Genomic DNA, 13,638 nt, shown 5'->3' with positions numbered 1-13,638 from the left:
TAGCATGTCGATTATCGTGACAAATCAATAGGACACGGATGCGGGTGAGAAAAGCGAATAAAGCGGAATTGCCAGCCTGCCGGCTTTGGGCATAACCTCGCCACCAACGTTGCAACGCAACATCGGCCTGTCAGGAGAAAAATATGAGCAGATCAGTCGTCGTCACCGGCTCCACCAGCGGCATCGGCCTTGCGATCGCCATCGCCTTTGCCGAAACCGGCGACAACGTCGTCATCAACGGTTTCGGAAATGCCGATGAAATCAAGGCGATCGTCGCACGGCTTGAATCGATGTCGAAAGGCCGTGCGATCTATCATCCGGCCGACATGACGAAGCCCGCCGAGATCGCCGGCCTGATCGAAACGGCGGCAAAGACCTTCGGCACCGTCGATGTCCTCGTCAACAATGCCGGCATCCAGCATGTCGAGAAGATCGAGGATTTCCCGATCGAGAAATGGGACCAGATCATCGCCATCAATCTGTCGAGCTCCTTTCACACCATGCGCGCCGCCATCCCGCTGATGAAGGCTAGGAAGCATGGCCGCATCATCAATATCGCCTCGGCGCACGGCCTCGTCGCCTCCCCCTTCAAATCCGCCTATGTCGCGGCAAAGCATGGTATATTAGGCCTGACGAAAACGGCAGCGCTGGAACTTGCCGAATTCGGCGTGACGGTCAACGCCATCTGCCCCGGCTATGTGCTGACGCCGCTCGTCGAAAAGCAGATACCCGATACCGCCAAGGCCCGCGGCATGACCGAGGAACAGGTGAAGAGCGAAGTCATCCTCAAGGCGCAGCCGACGCGTGAATTCGTCAAGGCCGAAGAGATCGGGGCCTTGTCGCTCTACCTCGCCAGCGACGCCGCCCGGCAGGTGACCGGAACCCACATCTCGATTGACGGTGGCTGGACGGCGGCTTAACCATTTGGAAAAAACAACCGGGAATATCATGAACGACAGCATCCGCTTCATCCTGAATGGCGAGGACATCGCGCTCACCGATGTCGGGCCGACCGAGACGCTTCTCGATTTTCTGCGGTTGAAGCGACGGCTGACGGGCACCAAGGAAGGATGCGCGGAAGGCGATTGCGGCGCCTGCACCGTGCTCGTCGGCCGGCTCGCCGACGGCAAGCTCACCTATGAATCCGTCAATGCCTGCATCCGTTTCATCGGCTCGCTGCACGCCACCCATGTGGTGACGGTCGAGCATCTCGCCGGCAGGGACGGCGCCCTGCATCCGGTGCAGCAGGCGCTGGTCGATTGCCATGGCTCGCAATGCGGCTTCTGCACGCCCGGCTTCGTCATGTCGCTCTACGGGTTGTGGCTGACGAAGGAGAAACCGACCCGCCGCGAGATCGAAAAGGCCCTGCAAGGCAATCTCTGTCGCTGCACGGGCTACGAGCCTATCGTCAAGGCAGCCGAGCAGGTGAGCCAGATGCGGCCGAGCGCGCTCTTCGACCCGCTGGAGCGGACGCGCTCGGAAATCATCGCGCGGCTCTGGGCCATGCAGGCGAGCGGCACCATCCGGATTGGCAAGGACGAAGACCGGCTGATCGTGCCGGCATCGCTCCAGGCGCTGGCCGAAATCCTCTCGCAGGAGCCTGACGCAGTCGTGGTCGCCGGCTCGACCGATGTCGGCCTCTGGGTCACGAAGCAGATGCGGCGGCTGAGCCCTGTCGTCTTCATCAATCACCTGAGTGAATTGCAGTCGATCACCGAGAGCGAGGATGGCCTCACTATCGGTGCCGGCGTCAGCTACACCAGCGCATTTGCCGCGATCTCGAAAAAGATCCCGGCGCTTGGCCGGCTGATCGACCGCATCGGCGGCGAGCAGGTGCGCAACATGGGCACGATCGGCGGCAATATCGCCAACGGCTCGCCGATCGGCGACAGCCCGCCGCCACTGATCGCGCTGGGCGCAACGCTGACGCTGCGCTCCCTGGCAGGTCAGCGAAGAATGCCGCTCGAGGACTTCTTCATCGACTATGGCAAGCAGGATCGGAAGCCCGGTGAATTCGTCGAGAGCGTCTTCGTGCCCTATCCCAAGACAACCAGCCGCTTTGCCGCCTACAAGATCACCAAGCGCCGCGACGAGGACATCACCGCCGTACTCGGCGCCTTCCTGCTGACACTCGACGATACCGAAACGGTCATCGACATCCGCATCGCCTTCGGCGGCATGGCGGCAACGCCGAAGCGCGCTCAAGCTGTCGAGGCCGCACTGATCGGCAAACCATGGACGGAAGCAACGATCGACGCGGCCCGCCCTGCGTTCGATGCCGACTACCAGCCGCTGACCGACTGGCGCGCCACGGCGGAATACCGCCAACTGACGGCGAAGAACCTGCTGACGCGCTTCTACCTGGAAACTGTTGGCGCGCCGGCCGAGCTGAAGCGGTTCGAGGAGGTGGCGTGATGGATTGTTTCGCTAGCCGGCCTCCGGCAGTCACCACTTTGCCCCTCACCCTAACCCTCTCCCCGCCTGCGGGGAGAGGGGACGTGCCCTGCGAGAGGTGGCGAGGAACGGAGACGGCGCGGCATGTCCCTTCTCCCCGCAAGCGGGGAGAAGGTGGCGGCAGCCGGATGAGGGGCCGCCCTCAAAACGGTGCCTGCCATGGAGGACACATCTAATGGACAAGTCCACCTTCGAAGATCCCAAAGTCGTCATCTCCGGCCCCATGCACGGTTCGCTGCGGCATGATTCAGCGCATAAGCACGTCACCGGAAGCGCCGATTATATCGACGATATTCCCGAACCATCAGGCCTGCTGCACGGTGCGCTCGGCCTTTCCGACCGGGCGCATGCCGAAATCATCAGCATCGATCTTTCCGCGGTCGCCGCCTATCCCGGCGTCGTCTGGGTTTTCACCGGCAAGGACGTGCCCGGCGTCAACGACACCAGCTCCAACGGCAGCCATGACGAGCCGCTGCTGGCCGAAACCTTGGTTCAGTTCCACGGCCAGCCGATCTTTGCCGTCATCGCCGAAACGCGCGACGCTGCCCGCCGGGCTGCGCGGCTGGCGAAGATCGACTATCGCGACCTCACGCACTGGCACGATATCGACGGCGCGCTCGCCAATGGCGGCCCGCTGGTGATCACTCCGATGACGCTCCAGCGCGGCGAGCCGGAAACGGAAATGCCGAATGCCGCCATACGGCTGAAGGGGCAGATGCGCATCGGCGGTCAGGAGCATTTCTACCTTGAAGGCCATATCGCCGTGGCCATTCCCGGCGAGGACGACGAGGTCACCGTCTGGTCCTCGACGCAGCATCCGAGCGAGATCCAGCATATTGTCGGCCACGTGCTCGATATCCCGTCGAACGCGGTCACCGTCAATGTGCGCCGCATGGGCGGCGGCTTCGGCGGCAAGGAAACGCAGGGCAACCAGTTCGCAGCCCTTGCGGCGATCGCCGCCAAGAAGCTCGGCCGTGCGATTAAATTCCGCCCGGACCGCGACGAGGATATGAGCGCCACCGGCAAGCGCCATGATTTCCTGGTTGATTACGAAGTGGGTTTCGATGCCGAAGGCCGCATCCACGCGGTCGACGCAACCTATGCGGCACGTTGCGGCTTCTCCTCGGATCTGTCGGGACCGGTGACCGACCGCGCCCTCTTCCACGCCGATTCCAGCTATTTCTATCCGCATGTGCATCTCCAGTCGAAGCCGCTGAAAACCCACACCGTTTCCAACACCGCCTTCCGCGGCTTCGGCGGGCCGCAGGGCATGCTCGGCGCCGAGCGCCTCATCGAGGAGATCGCTTACGCCCTCGGCAAGGATCCGCTCGACATTCGCAAGCTGAATTTCTACGGCCAGCCGGGTTCCGGGCGCACGCTGACGCCCTATCATCAGGAGGTCGAGGACAATATCATCGCCCGTGTCGTCGACGAGTTGGAGGATACGTCAGACTACCGGGCGCGGCGCAACGCCATCATCGGCTTCAACCGCGACAGCCGCTATATCAAGAAGGGCATTGCCCTGACGCCGGTGAAATTCGGCATTTCCTTCACCATGACCGCCTTCAACCAGGCCGGCGCGCTCGTCCATATCTATCAGGACGGCTCGATCCACCTGAACCATGGCGGCACCGAAATGGGCCAGGGCCTCTATACCAAGGTCGCGCAGGTGCTGGCAGACAGCTTCCAGGTCGATATCTCTAGGGTGAAGATCACCGCGACCACCACGGCCAAGGTCCCGAACACCTCGGCCACCGCCGCCTCCTCCGGCTCGGATCTGAACGGCATGGCAGCCTATGATGCCGCCCGCCAGATCAAGGAACGGCTCACGGCTTTTGCCGCCGAGAAATGGGATGTGGCGCCCTCCGACGTCGTCTTCCTGCCGAACCGCGTGCGTGTCGGCGAGAACGAGATTCCCTTCCCCGATTTCATCAAGCAGGCCTATTTCGCCCGCGTCCAGCTGTCCGCCGCCGGCTTCTACAAGACGCCGAAGATCCACTGGGACCGCAAGGCCGGCCGCGGCACGCCCTTCTATTATTTCGCCTATGGCGCTGCCTGCACCGAAGTCTCGATCGACACGCTGACCGGCGAATATCTGATCGACCGCACCGATATCCTCCACGATGTCGGCCGGTCGCTGAACCCGGCGATCGACCTCGGCCAGGTCGAGGGCGCCTTCGTCCAGGGCATGGGCTGGCTGACGACGGAGGAACTCTGGTGGGACGACAAGGGCCGGCTGCGCACTCACGCGCCGTCGACCTACAAGATCCCGCTCGCCTCCGACCGGCCGAAGATCTTCAACGTCCGCCTTGCGGAATGGTCGGAGAACGCGGAAGCCACCATCGGCCGCTCCAAAGCCGTCGGCGAACCGCCCTTCATGCTGGCGATCTCGGTGCTGGAAGCCCTGTCGATGGCGGTGGCAAGCGTGGCGGACTACAGGGTCTGCCCGCGGCTCGACGCGCCGGCAACGCCGGAACGGGTGCTGATGGCGGTGGAGCGGATGAAGCGGATGTAGGATGGCGGCGAAAAATGTCCGATCCCGAAGACATTAGGAAAAGACTTCCCGGCAAAACTCAGCAAGCTCGCAAATTACGCCAAACCGAAACTGAAGAGGAATATCGGCTTTGGGGCGATCTGCGAAATCGACAGCTAAATGGCTATAAGTTTACGCGACAAGTGCCAGTGGGGGCCTACATCGCCGACTTTCTATGCCGCGAAGAGCGACTGACAATCGAAATCGATGGATTTCAACACGCCGACAACATGTCCGACATGACTCGGACTTTGTGGCTAAACCAGGCTGGATATTCAATCCTCCGATTTTGGAATCATGAAATAACCCGGGAGCGAAGAGCAGTCCTCGAGACGATCCTAGCCGCACTTGAAAGGCGAATATTCCAGCGCGATGATATCCTTCGCTTCTATCCTGCGATCGTTCGTACGGAGAATTTGAGAACGTAATGCGTTTGAACCAAGCCCCCTCATCCGACCCTTCGGGCCACCTTCTCCCCGCTGGGGAGAAGAGGGAGCAAGACGTTCGGGCATCGTTCAAACAAATCGCTGAACCTGCGGGAACCACATGTAAAAACGCAGATGGGATCACCGAGAGCGCGGCATTCTCCCTCTTCTCCCCAACGGGGAGAAGGTGGCCCGAAGGGTCGGATGAGGGGGTCTTCGCGACATACTCCATAGGCCACGGGGCTATCGCATGACCGACCTCCTGACCTTCCTCGCCGCCCACCCCGACAGCATCCTCGTCGACATAACAGGCACGCAAGGCTCCACCCCGCGCGAGGCCGGCGCCTATATGCTCGTCTCGCCGACCGCCCTCTGGGGCACGATCGGCGGCGGGCAATTCGAGTTCATGGCGATCGCGAATGCCCGGGAGATGCTGGCGGGAACCGGCGGAACCGCCACCATGGACATCCCGCTCGGCCCCGAGATCGGCCAGTGCTGTGGTGGGCGCACGCAGTTGCGGTTTCGCCGGCTGACGCCGGCGTTGCAAGACGAACTCGAAGCCACACGTGCCAGCGAGATCGAGCGCCTGCCCGAGGTGCTTCTCTTCGGCGCCGGCCATGTCGGCCGGGCACTGGCGGCTGCTCTTGCGCCGCTGCCGCTGTTGGTCACGGTGGTCGAAACCCGTCAGGAAGAACTCACCAATCTGCCGGCGGCGACGAAGACCCGGCTCGTGCCGATGCCGGAGGCGCTGGTGAAGGATATTCCGGCCGGCGGCGCGGTCGTCATCCTGACACACGACCACGCGCTGGACTTTCTCATCGCCCGTGAAGCGCTGGCAAGGGAGGATCTCGCCTATACCGGCATGATCGGTTCAGCGACCAAACGCGCCACCTTGGCAAGCTGGCTTTCCCGCGAAGGCGGCGAACGCGCCTGGATGGAGCGATTGACGCTGCCGATCGGCGGCACGGCGGTCAGGGACAAACGCCCCGAGGTGATCGCCGCAATGACCGCCGCCGAAATCCTGACGGCGCTGGCAGCCTATCGCCTGCAGGCGTCCTCGTAAAACGGATCGCGTCCATCGAGGAAACCAAGATCGCGCTTGACGCGGTCAGGCGCCGCATCGAGATCGAGGCGGGGCAGCCGGCAGAAACGGCCGACCAGCCGTCCGGCAAGACGCTTGAACACACCCATGCGCGGCTGAGGGCGCTTCTCTTCGATAGCAAAGCAATCCATGACATCACCTCGTCAGATTGATGGTATGAGTTGCAGTTTGCTGCCGAAAATGCTGCAATTCCAATCGAACGACCGTCTGCCTGCATCAAGAGAACTTATCCATGAAACTGTCGAAGCAATTCCCGCTGAATGCGCTGCGCGTCTTCGAGGCCGCCGCCCGGCTCGGCAGTTTCACCAAGGCGGGCGACGAACTCGGCATGACGCAGACGGCCGTCAGCTACCAGATCAAACTGCTGGAGGAGAATGTCGGCGAGCCGCTTTTCCTGCGCCGTCCCCGCCAGATCGCGCTGACGGACACCGGCGAGCGGCTGGCGCCGAAGGTGACCGAAGCCTTTGCCATGCTGCACGATGCAATGGCGACGGCGCGCGACAGTGTCGAAGGCACGCTCGCTATCAGCTCGACTCATACTTTCGCCTCGAAATGGCTGGCGCCGCGCCTCGGCTCTTTCCATTTGAAGCATCCGGCGATCGCGGTGCGCTTTCAGGCGACCTCCGACATTATCGACTTCTCCCGCGAGCAGATCGATGTCGGCATCCGCTGGGGCGACGGCAACTGGCCGGGGCTGGCCCTGCATCGGCTGATGGGGCTGGAGTTCACCCCGATGCTGAGCCCGAAGCTGGCGGAATCGGCAGGCGGCATCAGGGAGCCGCGCGATCTCCTGAAGTTCGATCTCTTCGACGCCGGCGACATCTGGTGGAAACAATGGTTCGAGGCAGCCGGCGTCACCGACACGGATCTCGATCGCCGCCCGCGCAACCAGCTCGGCTCCCAGGCGGTGGAAGCCGATGCGGCGATGTCGGGACATGGCGTCGCCATCCTCAACCCGGCCTTCTATGCGGCCGAGATCGCCATGGGCCGGCTCTATCAGCCCTTCGAACTGACCCGCAGCGATGGCAAGGCTTACTGGCTCGCCTATCCCGAAAACCGCCGCAACGTGCCGAAGATCAAGGCCTTCCGCAACTGGATCCTCGAAGAGATGAAGGCGGCCGAAAACTGAAGCACCTGATGCAGGTGGGTAGCCTCAGTATCCCATCTCCGGCGCATAGAAACAGCGCGGCGTATCCTCGTTCGGGAACAGACAGAGATGATAATCGTTGTCGCCGGATTGCATCGCCTTCGTCATCGGCAGCAGGAAGACATGCGCATGCGTGACCAGCCGATGGTCGCCCGGCAAGAGCGTCACACGATATCCGCCCGGCGTCACCGCCACGCTTTTCGAAGGGATCATCTGGCAGTCGCCATTGTGACTGTCGCCGTTGCAACAATAGGGATCATAACTCCACCCCGAGGGTGCGTCGTGAGCCGTCGCCAGCGACGCGTACGCAATCATCACACACGTCAGAATGCTGCGCATGGGCATCTTCTCCGTCGATGAATGCGCCGCCGATGATCTAAAGGTTCTTATTTTATGCCGGCGGCCTGCAAAGTAACTGTAATCCACTTGCCATAGTTCAAGGCGTGCCGAATTAGCACATCATGTATAAGCCGGAGATAATGCACAGTCATCTCGGCAGCTTTTAGGCACGAGACAGCAGATCTGCGATGCGGCCGCGCTCGGCGGCTTCGGCAAAACCGCCGGAAATCATCAACGGGGCGCCGAAGATCTCGACAAGTCCCTCGCCGAGGATGACACCTTCGCCGTCCCGGCACGCGAGAATGGGCGTTGCCGTCGTCTCGCTGTAGCGCAGCAGCGCCGGGAGATCGCCGGGATCGTCGTTCAGATGCGGAAAGAACTCGAAGGGCGCCAGATCGAGAGCTGCGCCGTCCCGCACCGCATCCGGCGAACCGCCGGAAAAGAGTGCGTCAACGGCGATCGTCGGCGTTATCAAAATCGCCCCGGCGCTGGTTCCGACGAGAATGCCGTCATCCAGCGCCCATGCGCGCAGCCTCTCCAGCATGCCGCTTCGGCGCAGCCGCCTCAGAAAATCGCCGGTGTGGCCGCCAGTCAGATGGATGGCGTTACAGGCAAACAGCCGGCCGATCTCCTCGTCGCTGGAAAGCGCGTCGAGATCGACGAAGAGATCGAGAGAGAGCCCGTATCTGAGATAATACTGTCGTTTCTCATCGAAGAACTCCCGCTGCGGCTCCGGGGCGGAGGCGATATAGCCGATGCTGCTCCCGCGCGACAGAATGAGCGCCGCAAGCCGGCGGTCCATCGGCGCGTTTTCGGCGATGAGCTGATCGCTGTAGAGCGCGGTGATCATTCCATTGCTCCTTTGGCCGCGCCGGCCGCTATGCGGGCGCCATCTTTCAATCTCCTCTTCCCTCCCCGCCAAAATTTCCGCAATGTCACGAGTCGGAGGAAGATAGGGGAACTCGATGTATGAATATGCCATAGCATGGGAATGGCTCGCTTTCGCGGCGCGCTGGTTCCATGTCGTCACCGCGATCGCCTGGATCGGATCGTCCTTCTATTTCATCGCGCTCGATCTCGGACTGGTGAAACGCCCGCATCTGCCGCCCGGCGCCTATGGCGAGGAATGGCAGGTCCATGGCGGCGGTTTCTATCATATCCAGAAATATCTGGTGGCGCCCGCGCAAATGCCGGAGCACCTGACCTGGTTCAAATATGAGAGTTATTTCACCTGGATTTCCGGCTTCCTGATGCTGTGCATCGTCTATTACGGCGGCGCCGACCTGTTCCTCATCGATCGCCACGTGCTCGATATTTCGAAGCCGGTGGCGATCCTGATCTCGCTGGCATCACTCGCCGGCGGCTGGATCATCTACGACTTGCTCTGCAAATCCCCGCTCGGCAAAAATACCTGGGGCCTGATGGTGGTCCTTTACGTCGTGCTGGTCTTCATGGCCTGGGGTTACACGCAGCTTTTCAGCGGCCGCGCCGCCTTCCTGCATCTCGGCGCCTTCACCGCGACGATCATGTCGGCCAACGTCTTCATGATCATCATCCCGAACCAGAAGATCGTCGTCGCCGATCTCATCGCCGGTCGCACGCCCGACCCGAAATACGGCCAGGTCGCCAAGCAGCGTTCGCTGCACAACAACTACCTGACCCTGCCCGTCATCTTTTTCATGCTGTCGAACCACTATCCGCTCTCCTTCGGAACACAGTTCAACTGGGTGATCGCCGCTTTGGTCTTTCTGATGGGCGTCACCATCCGCCACTGGTTCAACACCACCCATGCCAGGAAGGGCCGGCCGACCTGGACCTGGATCGTCACTGTCATCCTTTTCATCCTGATCATGTGGCTTTCCACAGTGCCGAAACTGCTGACCGGCGAAACGGATGCGGCGGAGGTGGCGCCCGCCTTCCAGCAATTTGCCGGCGATCCGCATTTCCCCGCCGTCAAGCAGCTGATCTCGACGCGCTGTTCCATGTGCCATGCGGCCGAGCCCGTCTATGAAGGCATCGTGCGGCCGCCGAAGGAGGTGATGCTCGAAAACGACGCTGATATCGCCGCTCATGCCCGCGAGATCTATATACAGGCGGGCCGCAGCCATGCCATGCCGCCCGGCAACATCACCGATATCACGCCGGACGAACGCAAGCTGCTCGTCGCCTGGTTCGAAAGTGCAGTCGAAGGCAAAAAACAATGACGACGACACTCCTGCGCGGCCGCCTGCTGTCTTTTCATCGGGCGCCGCTGAGTCTGGCCGACAGCCAGAGCTATCTCTACGAGGAAGACGGCGGCCTGCTGATCGAAGACGGGCTGATCGCGGCCGTCGGCCCCTATGCCGACATCAAGGCAAAAGCAGCCGTTGATGTAACCGAAATCGACCACCGCCCGCATCTGATCCTGCCCGGCCTCATCGACATGCATCTGCATTTTCCGCAGATGCAGGTAATCGCCTCCTATGCCGCCAACCTGCTCGAATGGCTGAACACCTATACCTTTCCCGAGGAATGCCGCTTCGTCGAAAGCGCGCATGCTGAGAGGATCGCCACGCATTTCTACGACGAACTGATCCGCCACGGCACCACAACGGCGGTCGCCTATTGCTCCGTGCATAAGACCTCGGCCGACGCCTTCTTCGCCGAGGCGATGAAGCGCAACATGCGCATGGTCGGCGGCAAGGTGATGATGGACCGTAACGCCCCCCAAGGCCTGCTCGACACGCCCGAAATGGGCTATGACGAGACCCGTCAGGTGATCGCGGACTGGCACGGCAAGGGCCGCAACCACGTCGCCATCACTCCGCGCTTCGCCATCACTTCGACGCCGGCGCAGATGGAAGCAACGGCCGCGCTTGCCCGCGAATTTCCCGACCTGCACATCCAGACGCATCTTTCGGAAAACCACGACGAGATCAAATTCACCTGCGAGCTCTATCCCGAGGCGATCGACTATACCGACATCTACGCCCGTTACGGCCTGCTCGGGCCGAAGAGCCTCTTCGGCCATGCCATCCATCTCTCCGAGCGTGAAGCCGATGTGATGAGCGAGACCGGTGCGGTCGCCGTCCACTGCCCGACCTCGAACCTCTTCCTCGGCTCCGGCCTGTTTCCGCTGAAGGCGCTGGCGCGGCGCGAAAAGCCGGTCCGCATCGGTGTCGCGACCGATATCGGAGGCGGCTCCAGCTATTCGATGCTGAAGACGATGGACGAGGCCTACAAGATCCAGCAATTGCTCGGCGAACGGCTGAACCCCCTGGAAAGCTATTACCTGATGACTCGCGGCAATGCCGAGGCGCTGTCGCTGGCCGACCGGATCGGCACGCTGGACCCCGGCACCGAGGCCGATTTCGTCGTCCTCGACGCGGCGGCGACCCCGGCCATGGCGTTGAAGATGGAAGCGGTGAAGACGCTGCCCGAGGAACTTTTCCTGCTGCAGACGATGGGCGATGACAGGGCAATCGCCGAAACCTATGTGGCTGGTGTGGCGGCGAAATCATTTTTGGGCTGAAGCGCAGGGAGCGATTGGTAGTGTTGTAAATGAGGATCATCGCACGGAGTACGCTTACGAAATTTGTCGCTACCTTGGCGGCCAGACACGATCAATCGGCGGTTAAAGAGGCCGTGGATGTTTGGTTTTCGCTGACAAGCAAAGCGACCTGGAAAAATGCCGCGGATATCAAGAGAACGTTTGCCTCAGCCAGCATCATAAACGCAGAGCGTATTGTATTTAACATCAAAGGAAACGATTTTCGTTTGGTGGTCGCAGCCGACTTTGAAAAATCCATCATTGGATAAAATGGATCGGTACGCACAGAGACTATGACCGTATCGACGTCGCTAAGGTGCAGCATGACTGACTTAAAACCCATTCATTCAGAGCAAGACTACAATGAAGCTCTCCAAGTCGTTGCAGAATTGTGGGGCGCAAAAAGCGGCACGCCCGATGGCGATAAACTCGATATTCTTGCAACATTGATCGATGTTTATGAAAATGAACATTTTTCGATGGACGTACCGACGCCCGAAGCAGTTGCCCTTTTTATGGCCGAAGAGGAACCCGATGATAATCACGCACGGCAAGCAGCTAGAACGGTCTTTGAGATTTACAAGGACGGAAAGGGCAGTTTTCTATTTCGGCTCGTGACCGGTACAGCGGAGATTATATTTCATTCAGACGCCTTTTCATCAAAAGCGGAAGCTTTGAGCGCTATAAAGCTCCTTCAAGAGAGCGCCTCCAATTCTCGGATTAACGAGCACGCCGCCTAATATCTGAACCGCTAGCGGGGAAATCGCCTGCAGCAGCTATCGGCTGCAGCGCCCCGCGTCCTTTGAGACGCGCAAAGGATGCCGTGGCACTTTGAATGCTGCCAGATCAGGGTCATTCCCTCCGAATTTCCGCATAACATTTCCATCGAATTCATGGTACGGCCGATAGGTGCATTCAGATGTGAAGGTTCAATTCATGGCCACCCCGCTTACCATCGCCGATCTGAAAAAGCTCGCACAGCGCCGTGTGCCGAAGATGTTTTTCGATTATGCGGATTCGGGCGCCTGGACGGAATCCACATATCAGGCGAATGAGAGCGATTTCAGCCAGATCAAGCTGCGCCAACGGGTGATGGTCGACATGAGCGACCGTACGCTGGAAACGACGATGATCGGCCAGAAAGTGTCGATGCCGGTGGCCTTGGCGCCGACCGGCCTGACCGGCATGCAGCATGCCGATGGCGAGATGCTGGCGGCGCGCGCGGCGGAAGAATTCGGCGTTCCCTTCACCCTGTCGACGATGAGCATCTGCTCGATCGAGGACGTCGCTTCGGTGACGACGCGGCCCTTCTGGTTCCAGCTCTACGTGATGCGGGACAAGGATTTCGTGCTCGGCCTCATCAACCGCGCCAAGGCCGCCAAATGCTCGGCATTGGTGCTGACGGCCGATCTGCAGATCCTCGGCCAGCGGCACAAGGACCTGCGCAACGGCCTATCGGCGCCGCCGAGGTTCACACCGAAACACGTCTGGCAGATGGCCATCCGGCCGTTCTGGTGCCTGGACATGCTCAAGACCAAAAGACGCACATTCGGCAACATCATCGGCCACGCCAAAAACGTCTCCAATATCACCTCGCTCGCCGCATGGACGCACGAGCAGTTCGATCCGCGGCTCTCCTGGGCCGATGTCGCCTGGATCAAGGAGCAATGGGGCGGCCCGCTGATCATCAAGGGCGTGCTCGATCCGGAGGATGCGAGGGCCGCCGCTGACACCGGCGCCGACGCGATCGTCGTCTCCAATCACGGCGGCCGCCAGCTTGACGGCGCCCCCTCCTCGATCAGCATGCTGCCTTCGATCGTCGATGCTGTCGGTGATCGCATCGAGATCCATCTCGACGGCGGCATCCGCTCCGGCCAGGACGTGCTGAAGGCCATGGCACTCGGGGCCAAAGGCACCTATATCGGCCGCCCCTTCCTCTACGGGCTCGGCGCCATGGGCAAGGAGGGCGTCACGCTGGCGCTCGGCATCCTCCGCAAGGAGATGGACATCACCATGGCGCTCTGCGGCAAGCGCGATATCAACGATGTGAACGCGTCGATCATATCGGGGCAAGGCTGAAGCCGAGAAGTCGGCACCGGCTGAACGCGC

13 protein-coding genes and 1 pseudogene are annotated in these 13,638 nt (G+C 61.1%); 11 read left to right on the top strand and 3 right to left on the bottom strand.

Annotated features, from left to right (window positions below; all coding sequences use genetic code 11):
- The first annotated feature begins 143 nt into the window (after positions 1-143).
- The 5 genes and pseudogenes from QMO80_RS18835 to xdhC all read left to right on the top strand — a co-directional run bounded on the left by QMO80_RS18835 (position 144) and on the right by xdhC (position 6,475).
- Entirely contained in the window at positions 144-920 is a 777-nt protein-coding gene (locus QMO80_RS18835; RefSeq protein ID WP_283197868.1) for a 3-hydroxybutyrate dehydrogenase, read from the top strand.
- Positions 921-948: 28 nt separating this feature from the next.
- A complete protein-coding gene (xdhA, locus tag QMO80_RS18830; RefSeq protein WP_283197867.1) occupies positions 949-2,415 on the top strand; it encodes a xanthine dehydrogenase small subunit in 1,467 nt (488 codons plus the stop codon).
- A gap of 214 nt (positions 2,416-2,629) precedes the next feature.
- Positions 2,630-4,969 carry a xanthine dehydrogenase molybdopterin binding subunit gene (gene xdhB / locus QMO80_RS18825; RefSeq protein ID WP_283197866.1) on the top strand — a complete coding sequence of 780 codons (2,340 nt, stop codon included), beginning with the start codon at positions 2,630-2,632 and terminating at the stop codon, positions 4,967-4,969.
- A gap of 26 nt (positions 4,970-4,995) precedes the next feature.
- A pseudogene (locus QMO80_RS18820) lies at positions 4,996-5,415 on the top strand (endonuclease domain-containing protein); the annotation flags it as partial.
- Positions 5,416-5,662: 247 nt separating this feature from the next.
- On the top strand, positions 5,663-6,475 hold the full coding sequence (gene xdhC / locus QMO80_RS18815) for a xanthine dehydrogenase accessory protein XdhC (RefSeq protein WP_283197865.1): 813 nt from the start codon (positions 5,663-5,665) through the stop codon (positions 6,473-6,475).
- Here the strand turns inward: xdhC and QMO80_RS18810 are convergent.
- On the bottom strand, positions 6,451-6,645 hold the full coding sequence (locus tag QMO80_RS18810; protein ID WP_283197864.1) for a hypothetical protein: 195 nt from the start codon (positions 6,643-6,645) through the stop codon (positions 6,451-6,453). The genes xdhC and QMO80_RS18810 overlap by 25 nt on opposite strands.
- Before the next feature lie 101 nt (positions 6,646-6,746).
- Here QMO80_RS18810 and QMO80_RS18805 point away from each other — a divergent pair, with 101 nt between their 5' ends.
- Positions 6,747-7,643, top strand: a complete 897-nt coding sequence (locus QMO80_RS18805) for a LysR substrate-binding domain-containing protein (protein WP_283197863.1) — start codon at positions 6,747-6,749, stop codon at positions 7,641-7,643.
- Positions 7,644-7,667: 24 nt separating this feature from the next.
- Here QMO80_RS18805 and QMO80_RS18800 read toward each other — a convergent pair whose 3' ends face one another.
- Positions 7,668-8,000 (bottom strand): hypothetical protein, encoded by a 333-nt coding sequence (locus QMO80_RS18800; protein ID WP_003565666.1) that lies wholly within the window; start codon positions 7,998-8,000, stop codon positions 7,668-7,670.
- Positions 8,001-8,163: 163 nt separating this feature from the next.
- Positions 8,164-8,850, bottom strand: coding sequence for a Type 1 glutamine amidotransferase-like domain-containing protein (locus tag QMO80_RS18795; protein WP_283197862.1), 687 nt, complete (start codon positions 8,848-8,850; stop codon positions 8,164-8,166).
- Positions 8,851-8,965: 115 nt separating this feature from the next.
- Here QMO80_RS18795 and puuD point away from each other — a divergent pair, with 115 nt between their 5' ends.
- From puuD to QMO80_RS18770, 5 genes are all read left to right on the top strand, one after another.
- Entirely contained in the window at positions 8,966-10,204 is a 1,239-nt protein-coding gene (gene puuD / locus QMO80_RS18790; protein ID WP_283197861.1) for a urate hydroxylase PuuD, read from the top strand.
- Complete coding sequence (gene guaD / locus QMO80_RS18785; RefSeq protein WP_283197860.1) at positions 10,201-11,511, top strand: guanine deaminase; 1,311 nt, start codon at positions 10,201-10,203, stop codon at positions 11,509-11,511. The genes puuD and guaD overlap by 4 nt, the downstream gene beginning before the upstream one ends.
- Positions 11,512-11,540: 29 nt before the next feature.
- On the top strand, positions 11,541-11,798 hold the full coding sequence (locus tag QMO80_RS18780; RefSeq protein WP_283197859.1) for a type II toxin-antitoxin system HigB family toxin: 258 nt from the start codon (positions 11,541-11,543) through the stop codon (positions 11,796-11,798).
- Between the two features lie 54 nt (positions 11,799-11,852).
- Positions 11,853-12,269 (top strand): DUF1508 domain-containing protein, encoded by a 417-nt coding sequence (locus tag QMO80_RS18775; RefSeq protein ID WP_283197858.1) that lies wholly within the window; start codon positions 11,853-11,855, stop codon positions 12,267-12,269.
- 196 nt (positions 12,270-12,465) lie between these two features.
- Positions 12,466-13,608 (top strand): alpha-hydroxy acid oxidase, encoded by a 1,143-nt coding sequence (locus tag QMO80_RS18770; protein ID WP_283197857.1) that lies wholly within the window; start codon positions 12,466-12,468, stop codon positions 13,606-13,608.
- The last annotated feature ends 30 nt before the right edge of the window (positions 13,609-13,638 follow it).

The organism is Rhizobium sp. BT03, assembly GCF_030053155.1.
GTDB lineage: Bacteria > Pseudomonadota > Alphaproteobacteria > Rhizobiales > Rhizobiaceae > Rhizobium.
The sequence above is the reverse complement of the archived record's forward strand: the minus strand, read 5'-3'. Positions and strand labels throughout refer to the sequence as shown.